Genomic DNA, 16,392 nt, shown 5'->3' on the forward strand with positions numbered 1-16,392 from the left:
CCTACCTGACCGTATCCAGGAAATCCGTGTAGTCCCTGATGTAGTCGTCGGCATCGTAGGGATGCGAGGCCATGACCAGGAGCACCGTATCCGGCTGAAACTTGTACTGAATTCCCCAGACGCCGGGCGGTATGTAGAGCCCGATAGACGGTTCGGTCAACGAAACCTCTTTCCTGTCATGGCCATCGTCCACGACAACCGAGAGACGGCCGTGAGCAGCGATAAGGAACTGGTGGCACTCGCGATGCGCGTGCTCACCCCTGACCTTGTCGGACGGCACGCCGTAGACCAGGAAAGACCGCGCCGGCTTGAACGGCAGGTTCAAACCGAACTCCAGCGGTGCGAGTTCGCCGCGCAGGTCGCCAAAATGCGGCAGCCGCCAGAGTTCGCTGCCGCCGACCGCAAGCGACATTTTCTCACCGACCGTGCCGGGGAAGGTTTGCGTGACGGCTGGCACGATCCGCAGGCCGGTCTGGTAGCCGATGATGATGGCGGGATTTCCGACCACAACAGCATTGGCAGGCACGTTCTTGGTCACCACGGCGCCGGCGCCTATCATCGCATGACGGCCAATGATGACGCCCGGCAGGATTGTCGCGTTGGCGCCGATCGACGCACCGTCCTCGACCGTCGTCAGCAGGAACGCTTCGGGATATTCCTTGGAGCGCGGGAAGCGATCGTTGGTGAAGGTCGCGTTCGGACCGACAAACACGCTATTGCCCAGGCGTACGCCATCCCACAGCTGGACGCCGCTCTTGATGGTCACATCATTGCCGACGACCACATCGTTCTCGATGAAGACGTGATCGCAGATATTGCAGTTCGAGCCGATCACGGCGCCGGGGAGGACGTGGGCGAACGCCCAGATGCGTGTCCCGCTGCCGATTTGAGGGCTTTCGCAGATGCCGCGTTCATGCACGAAAAATGGCTTGTCGGTCATTTGGCTGTTCCGTCAACGACACGGCTGATGATCCTGAGAGGGCGTGACTTGGTGTTTTCAACGGCGCGCCAGAGATAGCAGCCAAGAATGCCCTGAACCAGGAGACTGGCCGACCCGAAACCGGTGATGAGCAGCACCAACGTCGTGTATCCAGCAGGGTCGATGTTGCCGAGCAGGCGCGCAATCACGGTAACAATTGCAAACAGAAGGCTTAGCACGCAGCCTGCAAAACCTAACCAGAGTGTGAGCATGATCGGAAAATCAGAGAACGATAAAATACTGTCCATCATGTATCGGAACCGCCGTGCCATGCCCCAGGCGCTTGTTCCGTGCTCTCGTTCGCGGCGACGGTAGGGTACGAATTCACGCCTGAAGCCAACCCAGAACAGTTGCACCACAAGCGAGCTGTTCGGCTCCTCGATCGACAGGATGGCCTCCAGCACTTGGCGGTTGCAGGCGAAAATATCCACGCCGCCGCTCGGCATGCTTGGCAGGACGAGCCTGCGGTAGGCGGCCCAGAAAGCCTTGGACAGAAATTTGGTCAGGGGTGGATCGCTACGCCCGGTGCGCTGCCCAAACACCACGTCGGCTTCATCCTTTTCCAGTTTCGAAAAGAATTCGACGATCAGTTCCGGTGGTTCCTGCAGGTCGGCGGCCATGGCGGCGACCTGGTCCCCTGAGGCATGTTCGAGCCCGGTTCGAATGGCGGTGAACGAGCCAAAGTTCCGGCTATGGAAGATGATCTTGTAGTCATAGCCCGAGCCTTTCAATTCCTTGACCAGGAGAGGGCCGGATTCGTCCGGCGATCCGTCGACAACGAAGACGAACTCGATGTCACCTCGATATCTGGAATGGAAATTGGCGACCGCCTCCAGAAGGGAAGGGATGTTCGCCTGATTTCGATAGATCGGGAAAACGATCGAACGTGTTGTCACATTGCCTCCCATTCGCGGAGGGCCAAGCACACTTGCTCTATTTCGTCACTCGTCATGTCGGGATAGCAAGGGACGGAGCAGAGACGGCTGACGCTGGCTCTTGAAACGGCGAGATTTTCCGTACCCTTCATCGGCAGATCGGCCCAGCCGATCTGGTCGCAGTCCAGCACGGGATAGTGAATGTCGGTGTCGACCCCGCGCTCTTTCATGAACGCTCGGAATGCATCCCGGTCGTCGCAGAGCGCGACGGCGAGGTGCGCGACAGCGCCGTCGCCACTTTCCAGGAATTGTGCTCGGCGCCCGGCGCTCGATTTATACCGGCTGAGGATGGCGCGCCGGTGCCCGTTGCGGATATCCACATCGCCCAGCAAAACGTCCAGTATCGCGGCTTGAACCTCATCCATGCGAGAGTTGCGGCCGTTGGGCACGCCGACATGATATTTTGAACTCCAGCCATATTGCTGCAACTGCCGTATGTGCGCGGCGGCTGACGCGTCAGGGGTGAGAACAGCGCCGCCGTCACCCATGGCCCCGAGATTCTTGGTTGGATAGAAGCTGAAAGTGGAGATATCTCCCAGTGAACCCGCAACTTCGTTTCTGATCCTTGCCCCGTGCGCCTGCGCGCAATCCTCCACAATTGGAATGTGCGAGAGGCCAGCCTCGGCAAGTCCGGCCCTCATGGCTCGGACATCGACGACGCCACCATAAAGGTGGGTGACGACGATCGCAGCGGTGTCTGCGTTGGCTGCTTTCAACACGGACTGAACGTCCATGAGCTGGCTAGCCGGTTCGATGTCGACATAATGCGGAATGAGGTCGTTGTGCCAGCAGGCGCAGCTAGCATAACCCCCTGCATTGGCCGCGATGATGACTTCGCGCCCGCGCGAGCTGTTGCGCCTGATGACAGCGGCCAAGGCAAATTCAAGTGCATCGGTGCCATTGGCGACAAGGACACATTCCGAAACACCTATATACTTGGAAAAATTTGCCGCAAATCTCTTGCCCGCCACGCCGTTGAGCCACCATCCGGACCGCAGCGTGCTCGCTACTTCACGCTCGATTTCAACCTGATAGCGCTGATACAGGCGCTTCAGATCATTCATCGGAACGGAGTCTTGTTTCGTCATGCGTCAGTCTCGCTATCCGATACCCGCGAAAAGGATTAGAGCTTGGCTGGCTTTCCAGCACGCTTAACCGGCTCTGTCGTGAACGATTCGATCCGACCGCTCCTGAGCGTCATTTTTTTCGTGCAGACGCTTTGGATAAGGGCCTCACTGTGGCTGGCCAGAACGACGATGCCGGCCTTTTCCGCCAGTTCATCCATGCGCCTTTTGGCCTTGGCCTGAAAAGAGGCGTCGCCGGCGCCGATCCACTCGTCCATCAACAGAATCTCGGGATCAAGCGCGGTTGCCGCCGAAAAGGCCAATCGCGCGGCCATGCCCTGGCTGTAGGCCTTGAATGGCAGGTCGATGAAGTCCCCGAGCTCGCTGAAGGCGATGATATCCTCCATCTTCTCTTCGATCTCGGCTTCCGTCCATCCGCTGATCAACCCACGCAACACGATATTCCTGCGCCCGGTGGCCTCGCGGCGAAAGCCTATGTTGATATTGAAAAGAGCGTCGACCTTGCCTTCTATCGCGACGCTTCCGCCCGATGGTTCGTAGATCCCGTAGAGCACCTTGAGTAGGGTGGTCTTGCCGGCTCCGTTCGGGCCAACCAGGCCCAGCCGGTCGCCGGCCTTCAACTCGAAGCTTATGCCGTCGAGCGCCTGCACAAACTGCTTTCTGCCCGAGCTCTCGATCCTGCCGCCTGGCCCACCCACGCGCCGGTCCGGCGCGGAAAGCGTCAGCTTCTCGTGCAGCTTGTAAACAAGGCTAACGTTGTCCAGTTTGATAGAAACCATCGAAGACTCAGATGATGAAGATGACTTGCTTGCGGTACCGGCCAAGCAGCAGCAATGCAATCATCCATATAGCCAATGACACGATGATCGTTACGGTGAAAGCATGAGCTGGAAATTCTCCAGTCATGATCGGCAAACGGACGATCTCGAGGAAATATGTAAACGGATTCCATTCGTAGGCGTATTTTTGTATGGGATCTTGCCCATTATACACCCAGAAAACGGGCGTGAAGAACATGCCAACCCGCAACAAATTGCCAACAATGAACTGACTGTCAGGAAAGAAGGCCCCAAGAAAAGCGAAGACGGTGATAAGGGCCGGTGTGGCGAACAAGATCAGGAACAATCCTGCCAACGACCAGAGCCATGGAGTAGCGACCGGAGAGCCGCTCAAGAGCAGAATGACAAGGCAACCAGCGATCGCATAGCCTGCCCGGATGGCAGACTGCAATGCCAGCCGCATCACATATACAAACAAAGGCAGCGTCGTGCCTTCGATGAAGCTCTCTTCGCGCTGGAACAGCGACACGCTCAGGGACATGACCTCCATCAGGTAGAACCATACCAGAAGGCCGATCGCGACATAGGCAGCATAGCCCGCGGCATCCTTGCCGGCAGGTTGGAACACGAAAACGAACGTGCCCACGAACGCAACGTAGTTGACCAGCAGCCAAAGCGGTCCGAGAGTCGTGCGTCTGTGCTGGTCGCCGATGTCCTCCTGGGCCAGCGCAACCCAGACCCTGTGCAGCCGCATGGCCCTGGAGATGTCGTCAAAAGCGCCGTTTAGTGCCGCAATCATCGTCTGGGGTATCGCAATCTGTCGTTCCGGCGCATTACTCTTCGCTGGCCATAGCGAACCACCAAGCCCCTCTCTAATAGCCATTTCGAAGAGCATATGGCAACGCATTGCGTCGTAACGAGGTCGAGAGCAGAGTCAACCGCGGCAAAATTGGATACACGCTCACGTTGCGGCAGTGTGCAAATCGCAAGGCTGGCCACAGGCTCGGCAACAACCATTCGGCAACAGGGCGTAAATCTTACTCTTATTCACACGCTCTACCGAAAAAACATCTGGCTATACCTCCCGGCCCGCAGTATGCGATACAACACGGCGGGGGCCGGGGATGGCACTTTGAGGGAGTGATCGGTCACGAATAATTTCGTGTTCGCACTCTGTCGGTGCTCATGTTCGAGAGCCTGGAGTCTAGTGCCGCCCAATGAATTCTCCCCTTGTATTCGGACTCAGGCCCGAAATGCGGCGTGGCTTCATCATGGTCCAGGACGTGGTCATGGTCCTGGTCGCGGTGGCGCTCAGCCTCGTTCTTTCGCGGTCGAATCTTTCGTTCGAGGCGCTGTCGCTCGAGGGCCTTGTCACCTGGGCGAGCATCGTTCTCATCAGCCACCTGCTGTTCAGATCCTGCGGCCTCTACACCACGGTGTGGCGCTTTGCCTCGACGCCTGACTTCTTCAACATCCTGAAGAGCTGCGCGATTCTGACGTGCGCGCTCTATGCCGTTTCGCTGGTGGTTCGCTTCTTCGAGCCCGTGGCGGGCCTCAACGAGCGCCAGTTCATCGTCTTCTTCCTCGTCTCCTTCACCATCATCTCGGCGCCCCGGCTGTTCTACCGCTTCCTGCGCGATGGCGCGAGCTGGGGGATCTTGAACCGCAAGACCGACAAGGCGCGGACCAAGCAGGCGTTGTTCGTCGGCCGGCTTGGGGAAGCCGACCTGATCATCCGCTTCACGCGCGCGGCCGAGCCCGCCGACCATTCCATCGCCGGCATCATGGCGACCGAGCGTGACGCGCCCTTGGGCACGCGCATTCAAGGTGTGCCCGTGGTGGCGACCCGGCCGCGCCTCATCGATGTGCTGGAGGATTACACGAGCGGCACCCAGAGCCTCGATCTGCTGATCTTCGGCAGCGGCGCCGAGCACGAGATCGAGGAGTATTCCGAGCTTGTTCGCGTCGCCCGGCAGGGTGACATAGCGGTCGTCCAGTTCTCGGGGCTTTCGCAACTGGGCCAGGAAGGCAAGCTCGTCCTCGATGCCGTCGAGATGGAAACGATCCTGCGCCGCCCGACGGTGCCGTCCGATATCGAGCGCATCGGCGCTTTCGTCGGCGGCAAGCGCGTCCTGGTTACCGGAGGCGCGGGCTCCATCGGCCGCACGCTGGTCAAACGGTCGCTGGAACTGGGGGCCGAGGCGGTTCTGGTCGCCGACAATTCCGAGTTCGGCATCTTCCAGTTGAGCCAGTACGTCAACGAGAAGGACCATGATCGCCTCAAGGTCCGCATCGTCGACGTCGCGGACCGGCGCCAGATGACGCGCGTCGTTACCGAATTCAAGCCGGACATCATCTTCCATGCCGCGGCCCTGAAGCACGTTCCGCTGCTCGAGGAAAACTGGGAATCGGCCATCCAGACCAACGTCTTCGGGACGCTTGTCTGCGCCGAGGTCGCCGCCAAATGCGGTGTCGCGCAATTTGTCCTGGTGTCGAGCGACAAGGCCGTCGATCCGACTTCCGTGCTCGGCATGACGAAGCGAGCCGCCGAACAGATCGTGAGCGGCTTGCATGGAATGCCGGCCGGCGAAGCGGGCGGGCGCCGCGCCGCCACCAAGTTCATAGCCGTCCGGTTCGGCAACGTCTTTGGCAGCAATGGTTCGGTGGCGACCATATTCCAGGCGCAGATCGAGGCTGGCGGGCCGGTCACCATTACGGACCGGCGCATGACGCGCTATTTCATGACTGTCGCCGAAGCCGTCGATCTCGTCATCATGTCGGCGGCCGATGCCGCGTCGCGGCCGGCCGGCCAGGATTACGCCGTCTACATGCTCGACATGGGCAAACCCGTGCCCATCCTCGAAGTGGCCGAAACGATGATCCGCATGTCCGGAAAGAGCCCCTACACCGACATTCCAATCCGCTTCACCGGGATCAGGCCGGGGGAAAAGCTCCACGAAACGCTGCACGGTGAAGACGAGGAATTGGTCGAACTCAGCATTTCGAAGATTTTTGGCCTCAGCACCGATGTCGTGCAATGGTCGGATGTCCACGCCGCGCTTGCCGCGCTGCAGCAATCGATGAAGAGCCAGGACAAGGCAGCCTCGCTCGCCGTGCTTGCCGATCTCGATCGTGCGACGAAGGCAAGGACGAACGTATCCCAGGACATGATCCCGAAGACGGCCGGGCAGGCGAGTTAGTGGGTAAGGCAGATCTGCGCATCGCGGTCCTGATGGGCACGAAGGACGGCGCTGCTTTCATCGACGAGCAATTGCAGTCCTTGGCTATGCAGTCGCACCCTTTGGTCGATTTGTGGATATCCGACGACGGCTCCGTCGATGGCACGATCGCCATCGTCGAGGCTTGGAAACCCCGCTGGGCAAAGGGTCGAATGACCTTGCTGGATGGGCCGCGGCAAGGCTTCGCCGCCAATTTCCGATCGATGATTCTCGACCGGCGCATCGATGCGGATTGCTATGCCTTCAGCGACCAGGACGATATCTGGGAACCGGACAGGCTGGAAAGCGCCGTCCGCTGGATGCAGGGGTTCGACGCGGGAAGACCGCTGATGTTCTGCTCGCGAACCGCGACCATGACCGAAACGGGAAGCCTGGTCGGCCGTTCGCCGCTGTTCAGCCGGCCGCCGTCCTTCCGCAACGCACTCGTCCAGAGCATCGCTGGCGGCAACACCATCCTGCTCAATCGCGCGGCGCGCGATCTGCTGGCAAGGGCTTGCGCGCGGACTGGCTTCGTCAGTCACGACTGGTGGGCCTATCTGATTGTCACCGGCGCCGGCGGTGTCGTCCACTATGATCCGCGGCCCCTGGTGCGCTACCGGCAGCATGCGGCAAACCTGGTTGGCGCCAACGTATCGTGGCAGGCACGGGTCTCGCGGCTTGGCCGCCTGTTCAAGGGCGAGTTTGCCGGCTGGACCGATCTCAACCTTGACGGCCTCGCCGCCAACCGCGACCTCCTGACGCCCGATGCGGCGGCGTGCCTCGACCTGTTCGCAAATGGTCGCCAGGGCAGCCTTTTCCAGCGCCTGCATGCTCTGCGCAAAAGCGGCGTCTATCGACAGACTTTGGCCGGGACACTCGGGCTCTATCTCGCGTTCGTCCTGGGTCGCATCTGAACCGGACGGCTGCGTGGCGCGCTTGGTCAAGAGGCGACCTCATGCTACGTCGGCCGGATGACGGGCTACGCTTGGTCACGCCCAGGAGAGCTTTGGCAGAGAGTATGATCGGCCGTTCATGAAAGCAGCCAAGAAAATCCTCGATCTCGCCGGCGCGGCTTTGCTGTCGATTGTCACTCTTCCTGTGCTGTTGCTCGCTGTCCTTGCCGTCCGGCTATCGTCGCCCGGTCCGGCGATTTTTTCGCAGACGCGTGTCGGTCGCGGTGGCGTCCTGTTTCGCTGCCACAAATTGAGGACGATGTACCAGGGAACGCCGTCCTTGCCCTCGCACGAGGCGCCCGTAGGCGCCGTGACATCGGTCGGCAAGGTCTTGCGGAAATTCAAGCTCGATGAGCTGCCGCAGTTCTGGAACGTTCTGCAGGGCGAGATGAGCCTGGTCGGGCCGCGTCCCTGTCTGCCGACCCAGACCGAATTGATCGAGTGCCGCAGGCGGCTGGGCGTTTTGGAGGCGCTTCCAGGCATTACCGGCCTTGCCCAGATCCGGGGCATCGACATGTCCAACCCGCACCTCCTGGCCGAAACCGACGCTGCCTATCTCAGGACCGCGTCGCTCTGGCTCGATCTTCGGATCCTGTTTGGAACGCTCTATCGCAACGCAGGCGATTGAGCGTTTCCAGGCCGCGCTATCGCGGCCAACCGCTCCAGCGTGGCGGCTTCCGGCAGCCAGCCTTCGGATGCGAGCAAGGAAGGATCGCATATCTGCGTCGCGGTCATGCTGTCCCAGAACATGCGCTTGCCCAGCAGGATCGCGCCCGCCCGCATCGGCCCGGCCGGCACGGTCACCAGGCGCGCCGGTCTTCCGAACCCCCTGCGAAAGGCGCCGACGATGGCCGCGACCGAAACCGGCGCCATATCGCTCGCACCATAGATCGGGCGAAGCGGTTCAGAATGGCTCAGCAGGTGCCACACCGCTCCCGCCGCTGATGACAATGACAGCAGCGAGCGGTTTCCTGTCAGGGCGCCTGTCGGCAGCGGCAGGGCGGTATCGGCCTGCCGCATCAGTGTCGCCAGGTTTCCTTTCATGCCGGGGCCGTAGACCGGAGGCAGCCGCAACGCGGCGGCGTCGGAACGGCCGTGCAACGCATAGGCGTCGCGCACCCTGGTCTCGGCTTCGCGCTTCGAACGTCCATAGGCGCATTGCGGGTCGGGGATGGTGTCCTCGTCGATCGTTGCGCTGACACGGGCGCCGATCACGGCCCGGATCGAGGAGAGGTGGATGAAGCGTCCGCTTGCCTGCTCGGCGCTGGCTTGCGCCAGCCGTGCGCTCAATTCCGCATTGCCCGCCAGGAAATCGGCCTCGCTGGCGTTGCCCTGATCGTTGTTCAGGCCCGCGCAATGAACGACGTCCGTGACATCCCTGGTCAGCGCCAGAAAAGCCGCGGCCGGCGCATCGAAACCGGGCATCGGCACGACTTCGGAACCTGGACCAAGTTTCTCCGGGTGGCGGGAGGCGAGGCGAAGCTCGACGCCGGCCTCGCGAAGCTGGCGGACCACCTGACGGCCGATGAAGCCTGTCGCGCCTGTGACCAGGACTTTCATTGCCTTTGCCCGGACGATTAATGATAGGCGGATGGAAGCGTCGGATCTCCCATCCCTGGCGAAAGCACTTCTTTCGCCGCTGGCTGAAGCGTTTTTTCCGCCGCGGGTGGAAGCCCTTGGTTCTCCACTAAGGGCGCGAATGCCTGGTCTTGCGGCAATGGAGCCTGGCGGCCTGAGGCGAGATATGTTCCCGACACCAGGAAGACCATCAGCACCGAATCCAGAATGTCATGGCCGATCAGGATGCCGGTCATTCCGGCACAGAGATAGGTGATCACCGCGACGACAATCATGGTGGCGCCGAACCGCTCGATCGGATCGCTGCTGTTCCGCAGCACCAGGGCGGCATTCCTGGCGGCAACCACAAAGATCGCCGCCAGCGCCACGGCGCCCAGGATGCCTGCCTGCACCAGGGCGGTCAGGAAGCCGTTGTGGAAATGATTGAAGCCCAGCGACAACGCGAACTGGTTCTGGAAGCCCTGGCTTATCAAGAGCTGCGTCGCACCGACCCCATGCCCGAGCAAGGGCATCTCGCGGAATGCCTTGAGGCCGATCTGCCAAAGGGCGACGCGTATTCCGACCGAAGTGTTGTAGTCGCCGTGGCTGCCAAGCGCGCTCAAGTCGGAGCGGAGGAAGTCGAGGCGCCCGGATATCGTCTGGAAGCCGAAAGCGGCGATGACGATGCCGACCGCCACCACCAGCAGCAGCAGGCGAACGACATTGCGCCCTCTCACCCTATGCTGGTTGATCAGCAGAACGGCGATGCCGGCGATCAGCAGCGCCAGCCAGATGATGCGGGTGCCGGAGTAGACGATGGCGATCGTTCCGCCAAGCGCCGCGCAGATGAGGGCGGTCCTGTGCCTCTCGACCCCCGACAGGGCGCCGGCCACACAGACCATGACCGCGAGGCACAGGACCTCTGCAAACACGATTGCATTCCCGGCCCCGCCCTCGGCACGCATGCCAAACCAATATTGCTGGAAGATCGCCAGCAGCAGCGCGGTAAAACAGGCCGCCATGCTGCAGAGCACGATGATGCGGACGAGCGTTGTTTTCTGCGTGATGCTCCAGGTCGAGTAGGAAATGGGGAAAAACAGGAAGGTGATGAGCGGGATCAGATGCGAGGCATCCCTGACGATCGCATTGTTGACGATGGAAGCAGCGAGATTGGCCGCGCAATAGGCATAGAACGCAACCGTCAGCGCCATCATAGCCGGGTCGATATTGAAGCGTCTTCTCCTGGAGGCGATCAACAGGACGGACCACAGGCCGCCGCCATTGAACACGAAGCTGACCACCGATCCCAGGACCGGTGGAAAAAAGAAACAAAGAATGGAGAAGTAGATATTGATCTGCGAAGGCGTGAATTGCCTTTTTATGGACGAAAGCGCGTTCAATTTGGGCTCGCTGTTTCGAGAAGCTTATGCGGCACATTTTGTCTGGTGGAACCGAATGTGCGCGCCTCGAAATTGCCCATGCTTCAAGACGCATCTTGCCGCTTCCGGTGGTGGTATAGCGGCTGAGCGCCTTTTTCGATAGTATGCCCGGTCGATTGCCACTGAAAATCGGCAACCGCGACGATCGGTGGAGGGCTCTCGGAGCGTCGATCCGCCAGCTTTCTCCAGGCAATATTTTTCCTGCGTTTCCTCAGCCGGAGATACGGCGAGGAGAAATTTCCGAATTCTTGCGGAACCATGGAAAATTCATTCTCGAACCGACAGCTGCCCGGCTCGTCTTGCATTGTTCTGGGCCGCGCCGATCTGCTAGAACGCCCGCACGAAACACTTTGTCCAGAAGCGAAGCTTGAAGCGGGCGCAAAAACCCGATGATTTGACGCAAGGTCTTCTGTCGGAAAGCACGAGAGAACGCTCACAGTCCATGACAATAGCGCTTACGCATCTTCAGCGGCTTGAAGCCGAGTCCATTCACATATTCCGCGAGGTTGCGGCCGCCTTCACCAAGCCGGTCATGCTCTATTCGGTCGGCAAGGATTCATCCGTGCTGATGCACCTAGCGATGAAGGCGTTTTATCCGGCCAAGCCGCCATTCCCGTTTCTCCATGTCGACACCACTTGGAAGTTCCGCGAAATGATCGCCTTTCGCGATCAGATGGCGCAGAAGCTCGGCTTCGATCTCCTGGTCCATGTCAACGAAGATGGCTTGCGCGACAACATCAATCCGTTCGATCATGGGTCCAACACCCATACCCATGTGATGAAGACCATGGCGCTGCGCCAGGCGCTCGACAAATACGGCTTCGATGCCGCTTTTGGCGGCGCCCGTCGCGACGAGGAGAAGTCACGCGCCAAGGAGCGCATCTTCTCCTTCCGCAGTGCCCAGCATGTGTGGGATCCGAAGAACCAGCGGCCCGAAATGTGGAAGATATTCAACACCCGCATCGCTTCGGGTGAATCGATCCGCGTCTTTCCGTTGTCGAACTGGACCGAGCTCGACATCTGGCAGTACATCCTGCAGGAGAATATTCCCATCGTGCCGCTCTATTTCGCCAAGCAGCGGCCGGTCGTGGAACGCGACGGCATGCTGATCCTCAAGGACGACGAACGCATGAAACTGCGCCCCGGCGAGGTCGTGGAGGACCGGCTGGTGCGCTTCCGCACGCTGGGCTGCTATCCGCTGACCGGCGCCATCGAGTCGGATGCCGACACGCTCGAGGCCATCGTCGGCGAGATGCTGACGGCGCGCACCTCCGAACGGCAAGGTCGCCTGATCGACCGTGATGAAGCCGGGTCGATGGAAAAGAAGAAGCGCGAGGGGTATTTCTGACCATGCGCCACATCATGGCAAAGAGCCTCGCCCCGACCGACGGCGTCCGCGATTATCTGGCCGCGCAGGAGAAGAAGTCGCTGCTGCGCTTCCTGACCTGCGGTTCGGTCGATGACGGCAAGTCGACGTTGATCGGACGCCTGCTGTCCGACACCAAGCAGATCTTCGAGGACCAGCTCGCCGCGCTCGAACGCGATTCGCGCAAGCATGGCACAACCGGCGACGACATCGATTTCGCACTGCTGGTCGACGGGCTGGAGGCTGAGCGCGAGCAAGGCATCACCATCGATGTCGCCTATCGCTTCTTTGCCACGCCGAAGCGCAAGTTCATCGTCGCCGACACGCCCGGCCACGAACAATATACCCGCAACATGGCGACCGGAGCCTCGACCGCCGACCTGGCAATCGTGCTGATCGATGCCCGGCAGGGTGTGCTGCGTCAGACCAGGCGCCATTCGATCATCGCCTCGCTGCTCGGCATCCGCCACATCGTACTGGCCGTCAACAAGATCGATCTCGTCGATTTCGACCACGCGGTCTTCGACCGGATCGTCGAAGACTACCGGCAATTCTCGCGCGCTCTCGGCTTTCAGACCATCGAGCCGATCCCGATGTCGGCTCGCTATGGCGACAACGTCAGCCGCCGCTCCGAGAACATGCAATGGTATTCCGGTCCGACGCTGATCGAGCATCTTGAGACCGTCTCGGTCGAAGAGGCGGCCGTCGAATTGCCGTTTCGTTTTCCGGTGCAGTACGTCAATCGCCCCAATCTCGACTTTCGCGGTTTTGCCGGCACGATCGCGTCCGGCGCCATTGCGCAGGGCGACGAAGTCGTCGTCGCCAAATCCGGCAAGTCATCGCATGTCAAACGCATCGTCGCTTACGGCGGCGATCTCCAACAGGCGGTGGCCGGCCAGGCCGTCACGCTCGTCCTCGACGACGAGGTCGAGGTCTCCAGGGGCAACATGCTGGTGTCACCGGCCACCCGGCCGCAGGTCGCCGATCAGTTCGCCGCCAACATCGTCTGGTTCGACGAGCATGCCCTGCTGCCGGGCCGCTCCTATATCCTGCGCACCGAAACCGACCAGACCAGCGCCACCGTTACCGATCTCAAATACCGCATCAACGTCAACGACTTCGCCCACGAGGCTGCCAAGTCGCTTGAAATGAACGAAGTCGGTATCTGCAACATCTCGACGCGGGCGCCGATCGCCTTCGACCCTTTTGCCGAGAACCGCACCACCGGCGCCTTCATCCTGATCGACCGGATCAGCAATGCGACGGTTGGGGCAGGCATGATCGTGCACTCGCTGCGCCGGGCCGAAAACATCCATTGGCAGTCGCTCGATGTCGGCAAGCGCGTGCGCGCCGACATGAAGAACCAGCGGCCGGCCGTGTTCTGGTTCACCGGGCTTTCGGGCTCCGGCAAGTCGACCATCGCCAACCTGTTCGAGAAGAAGCTGTTCGCCACCGGCCGCCACACCTATATCCTGGACGGCGACAATGTCCGTCACGGTCTCAACCGCGATCTTGGTTTCACCGATGCCGATCGCGTCGAGAACATCCGGCGCGTCGCCGAGGTGGCCAAGCTCATGGCTGACGCCGGTTTGATCGTCATCGTGTCCTTCATTTCGCCGTTCAGCGCCGAGCGGCGCATGGCCAGGGAGTTGATGGCCGACGGTGAATTCATCGAAGTGTTTGTCGATACACCTTTCGACGAATGCGCCCGGCGCGATCCGAAGGGCCTCTACGCCCGCGCGCTGAATGGCGAAATCAAGAATTTCACCGGTGTCGATTCGCCTTATGAAGCGCCGGAGAAACCGGAAATCCATCTGAAGACGCTCGGCAAATCGGCTGAAGCGATGGTAGATACACTGGAACACTGGCTGAACGAGCGTGACATTGCCGAAGACCAATATGACAGCGGCGGCGGCATCTGACGACAGGCTGATGCTCGAGACCTTCGAGCGGCTGGCCCTGGCGGCCGGGCGCGAGGTCATGCGCGTGTTCCACGCCGGCTGTGCGGTCGACCAGAAATCCGACGCCTCGCCGGTAACCGAGGCGGATCGCGAGAGCGAGAAGATCATTCTCACCGGGCTGCGCAGCGCCTTTCCCGACATTCCCTGTGTGGCCGAGGAGGAAGCAGCGGCTGGCGTCATGCCGGCCGAACTTGGCGATGCCTTCTTCCTCATCGATCCGCTCGACGGCACCAAGGAATTCGTCAACCGCCGCACCGATTTCACCGTCAACATCGCGCTTGTGCGCCATGGCGTGCCGGAAGTCGGCGTCGTCTTCGCGCCTTGCACCGGCCGCTTCTTTTCCGGCTTGCCGGGCAGGGCGGAAGCCCTCGAAGTCGACGGTGATTACCAGATCGTCGCACGCCGGCCGATCTCGGTGAGGACGGCGGCGATACCGCTGGCCGTGGTGGCCAGCCGCTCCCACAACACGCCGGAAACCGAGGCCTATATTCGCGACCTCGGCGCCGCCGAGATCGTCTCGGTCGGATCGTCCCTGAAATTCTGCCTTCTCGCCAGCGCCGAGGCGGATGTCTATCCGCGTTTCGGCCGCACCATGGAATGGGACACCGCGGCCGGCGATGCGGTGCTGCGGGCCGCCGGCGGCACGACGCGCACGCTGGACGGAAAGCCCTTGGCCTATGGCAAGCGCAATCAAGCCGAGGACGCGGATTTCGCCAATCCGCATTTCATCGCCAGCGGCAGGGCAGGGGCGAGCCCCGCCTGAGAACTGCCGATTAGCCGAGACTTGCAGCTTACTCGGCTGCGGCCTGCGCCGAGTTGGAGCCGATATAGTTGCGGATCGTCTCAATGATCCGGTCCTGGTCGGCTTCGCTGAGATAGGGGTGCATCGGCAGGCACAGGATTCGCTTTGGCAGGTCCTCCGAGACGGCAAGACCGGTTGGCGTGCGCGGGTAGTCGCGATAGGCGATCTGGTCGTGCAGCGGCTTGACGTAGTAGATGACCGACGGAATCCCCTTTTCGCTCAGATGCGCCCTCAGGCCGTCGCGCTTGGGCGTCTCGATCGCGTATTGCGCCCAAGCCGAACGGCTGCCGTCCAGGTTGCGGGCGGCGGTGACGATATCGCCAAGCCCTTCGGCGTAGCGCTTTGCCACCGCCTGGCGGGCAACCATCTCGTCTTCCAGGATGGCGAGCTTTTCGATCAGGATCGCCGCCTGCAGTGTGTCGAGCCGCGAATTGATGCCGACGCGGATGTTGTCATATTGCGTCTCGCCCTTGCCGTGGAAGGCGAAGGAACGCAGCTTGTCGGCCAGCGCGTCGTCGTTGGTGAACATCGCGCCGCCGTCGCCGTAGCAGCCAAGCGGCTTGGCCGGATAGAAGCTGGTCGAGCCGACATGGCCGAAGGCACCGCACATCTTGTCGCCAAGCGATCCGCCCATCGACTGGGCGGCGTCCTCGATCACCAACAGCCCTTCGCGGTTGGCGATGGCCATGATGGCATCGTAATCGGCGGCAAGGCCGAACAGGTCGACAGGGATGATCGCCTTCGGCTGCAGCCTGCCTTCCTTCTTGATCATGGCGATGGCCGCCTCGAGACTGGCGATATCGATATTGTAGGTTGCCGGATCGACATCGACGAAGACGGGCTCCGCCTTGGCCAGCGCCACCACCTCGGCGGTGGCGGCGAAAGTGAAGCTCGGCACGAACACCGCGTCACCCGGGCCGATGCCGGCGGCAAACAGCGGCAGCAGCAGCGCGTCGGTGCCGTTGGCGCAGGCCACGACATGCTTGGTGCCGACATAGGCGGCAAGTTTGTTTTCGAATTCGGTGACCTGCGGCCCCAGTATATAGCGGCCCTCGTCGACGACACGGTCGATGGCGACCCTCAGCCGGTCGCGGATTCGTTCGCGCTGCGCGCCAAGATCGATGAACTGCATGTCGGCCTCAAAAACGGTTTAACCAGGCGATTTAGCCAGATAACGGCCCGCTGGTACCAGAGTTGCGCCTGCCGAGAAAGCCGGGCAGGCGGAGCGACAAATTGCGGAGTTGTCGCAGTCCGTTACCTGTATTCCCGGTCTATGTCAGCCAGATGCCGGAAATCCGGGCTTTGTCGGGCGCTATGG

General features: G+C 61.1%; 14 protein-coding genes. 6 read left to right on the forward strand and 8 right to left on the reverse strand.

All coding sequences use genetic code 11. The annotated features are described in order from the left end of the window. Position 1: 1 nt before the first annotated feature. Genes X741_RS1000000171445 through X741_RS156910 form a run of 5 tightly spaced genes read right to left on the reverse strand, consistent with a single transcriptional unit; the run spans position 2 to position 4,673 of the window. Entirely contained in the window at positions 2–940 is a 939-nt protein-coding gene (locus tag X741_RS1000000171445; protein ID WP_023777247.1) for a WxcM-like domain-containing protein, read from the reverse strand. Beyond that, positions 937–1,875 carry a glycosyltransferase family 2 protein gene (locus tag X741_RS156925; protein ID WP_198023947.1) on the reverse strand — a complete coding sequence of 313 codons (939 nt, stop codon included), beginning with the start codon at positions 1,873–1,875 and terminating at the stop codon, positions 937–939. Before X741_RS156925 ends, X741_RS1000000171445 begins: the two co-directional genes overlap by 4 nt. Next, positions 1,872–3,002 carry a DegT/DnrJ/EryC1/StrS family aminotransferase gene (locus tag X741_RS156920; RefSeq protein WP_023777249.1) on the reverse strand — a complete coding sequence of 377 codons (1,131 nt, stop codon included), beginning with the start codon at positions 3,000–3,002 and terminating at the stop codon, positions 1,872–1,874. The genes X741_RS156925 and X741_RS156920 overlap by 4 nt, the downstream gene beginning before the upstream one ends. Before the next feature lie 35 nt (positions 3,003–3,037). Beyond that, positions 3,038–3,778 (reverse strand): ABC transporter ATP-binding protein, encoded by a 741-nt coding sequence (locus X741_RS156915; protein WP_023777250.1) that lies wholly within the window; start codon positions 3,776–3,778, stop codon positions 3,038–3,040. Between the two features lie 7 nt (positions 3,779–3,785). After that, positions 3,786–4,673, reverse strand: coding sequence for an ABC transporter permease (locus tag X741_RS156910; RefSeq protein WP_224687107.1), 888 nt, complete (start codon positions 4,671–4,673; stop codon positions 3,786–3,788). A 358-nt stretch (positions 4,674–5,031) separates the two neighbouring features. Here X741_RS156910 and X741_RS156905 point away from each other — a divergent pair, with 358 nt between their 5' ends. The 3 genes from X741_RS156905 to X741_RS156895 all read left to right on the forward strand — a co-directional run bounded on the left by X741_RS156905 (position 5,032) and on the right by X741_RS156895 (position 8,577). After that, positions 5,032–6,978, forward strand: coding sequence for a nucleoside-diphosphate sugar epimerase/dehydratase (locus tag X741_RS156905; protein ID WP_023777251.1), 1,947 nt, complete (start codon positions 5,032–5,034; stop codon positions 6,976–6,978). Then, a complete protein-coding gene (locus tag X741_RS156900) occupies positions 6,978–7,910 on the forward strand; it encodes a glycosyltransferase family 2 protein (RefSeq protein WP_023777252.1) in 933 nt (310 codons plus the stop codon). The genes X741_RS156905 and X741_RS156900 overlap by 1 nt, the downstream gene beginning before the upstream one ends. Before the next feature lie 118 nt (positions 7,911–8,028). Then, complete coding sequence (locus tag X741_RS156895) at positions 8,029–8,577, forward strand: sugar transferase (RefSeq protein WP_023777253.1); 549 nt, start codon at positions 8,029–8,031, stop codon at positions 8,575–8,577. Here X741_RS156895 and X741_RS156890 read toward each other — a convergent pair. Both X741_RS156890 and X741_RS156885 read right to left on the reverse strand, forming a co-directional pair. After that, the gene (locus X741_RS156890; RefSeq protein WP_023777254.1) at positions 8,556–9,509 is read right to left on the reverse strand and encodes an NAD-dependent epimerase/dehydratase family protein; all 954 of its coding nucleotides are present in this window, start codon (positions 9,507–9,509) and stop codon (positions 8,556–8,558) included. The genes X741_RS156895 and X741_RS156890 overlap by 22 nt on opposite strands. Before the next feature lie 17 nt (positions 9,510–9,526). Continuing rightward, complete coding sequence (locus X741_RS156885; RefSeq protein ID WP_023777255.1) at positions 9,527–10,906, reverse strand: O-antigen ligase; 1,380 nt, start codon at positions 10,904–10,906, stop codon at positions 9,527–9,529. Between the two features lie 481 nt (positions 10,907–11,387). Here X741_RS156885 and cysD point away from each other — a divergent pair, with 481 nt between their 5' ends. The 3 genes from cysD to cysQ are packed head-to-tail and all read left to right on the forward strand — an operon-like array spanning position 11,388 to position 15,035. Beyond that, positions 11,388–12,293, forward strand: coding sequence for a sulfate adenylyltransferase subunit CysD (cysD, locus tag X741_RS156880; protein WP_023777256.1), 906 nt, complete (start codon positions 11,388–11,390; stop codon positions 12,291–12,293). Positions 12,294–12,295: 2 nt separating this feature from the next. Continuing rightward, complete coding sequence (gene cysN, locus X741_RS156875; RefSeq protein WP_023777257.1) at positions 12,296–14,233, forward strand: sulfate adenylyltransferase subunit CysN; 1,938 nt, start codon at positions 12,296–12,298, stop codon at positions 14,231–14,233. Between the two features lie 10 nt (positions 14,234–14,243). After that, positions 14,244–15,035 carry a 3'(2'),5'-bisphosphate nucleotidase CysQ gene (gene cysQ / locus X741_RS156870; RefSeq protein ID WP_023764432.1) on the forward strand — a complete coding sequence of 264 codons (792 nt, stop codon included), beginning with the start codon at positions 14,244–14,246 and terminating at the stop codon, positions 15,033–15,035. Between the two features lie 28 nt (positions 15,036–15,063). Here cysQ and X741_RS156865 read toward each other — a convergent pair whose 3' ends face one another. After that, positions 15,064–16,206, reverse strand: a complete 1,143-nt coding sequence (locus X741_RS156865) for a DegT/DnrJ/EryC1/StrS aminotransferase family protein (RefSeq protein WP_023777258.1) — start codon at positions 16,204–16,206, stop codon at positions 15,064–15,066. Between the last annotated feature and the right edge of the window lie 186 nt (positions 16,207–16,392).

Source organism: Mesorhizobium sp. LNHC221B00 (genome assembly GCF_000502935.1).
Taxonomy (GTDB): Bacteria; Pseudomonadota; Alphaproteobacteria; order Rhizobiales; family Rhizobiaceae; genus Mesorhizobium; species Mesorhizobium opportunistum.

What these genes read in the sequence shown, in the direction of transcription:
- X741_RS1000000171445 (WP_023777247.1), bottom strand. Translation starts at nt 940, where the DNA reads ATGACCGACAAGCCATTTTTCGTGCATGAACGCGGCATCTGCGAAAGC.
- X741_RS156920 (WP_023777249.1), bottom strand. Translation starts at nt 3,002, where the DNA reads ATGACGAAACAAGACTCCGTTCCGATGAATGATCTGAAGCGCCTGTAT.
- X741_RS156915 (WP_023777250.1), bottom strand. Translation starts at nt 3,778, where the DNA reads ATGGTTTCTATCAAACTGGACAACGTTAGCCTTGTTTACAAGCTGCAC.
- X741_RS156910 (WP_224687107.1), bottom strand. Translation starts at nt 4,673, where the DNA reads ATGCTCTTCGAAATGGCTATTAGAGAGGGGCTTGGTGGTTCGCTATGG.
- X741_RS156905 (WP_023777251.1), top strand. Translation starts at nt 5,032, where the DNA reads ATGCGGCGTGGCTTCATCATGGTCCAGGACGTGGTCATGGTCCTGGTC.
- X741_RS156895 (WP_023777253.1), top strand. Translation starts at nt 8,029, where the DNA reads ATGAAAGCAGCCAAGAAAATCCTCGATCTCGCCGGCGCGGCTTTGCTG.
- X741_RS156890 (WP_023777254.1), bottom strand. Translation starts at nt 9,509, where the DNA reads ATGAAAGTCCTGGTCACAGGCGCGACAGGCTTCATCGGCCGTCAGGTG.
- cysD (WP_023777256.1), top strand. Translation starts at nt 11,388, where the DNA reads ATGACAATAGCGCTTACGCATCTTCAGCGGCTTGAAGCCGAGTCCATT.
- cysN (WP_023777257.1), top strand. Translation starts at nt 12,296, where the DNA reads ATGCGCCACATCATGGCAAAGAGCCTCGCCCCGACCGACGGCGTCCGC.
- cysQ (WP_023764432.1), top strand. Translation starts at nt 14,244, where the DNA reads ATGCTCGAGACCTTCGAGCGGCTGGCCCTGGCGGCCGGGCGCGAGGTC.
- X741_RS156865 (WP_023777258.1), bottom strand. Translation starts at nt 16,206, where the DNA reads ATGCAGTTCATCGATCTTGGCGCGCAGCGCGAACGAATCCGCGACCGG.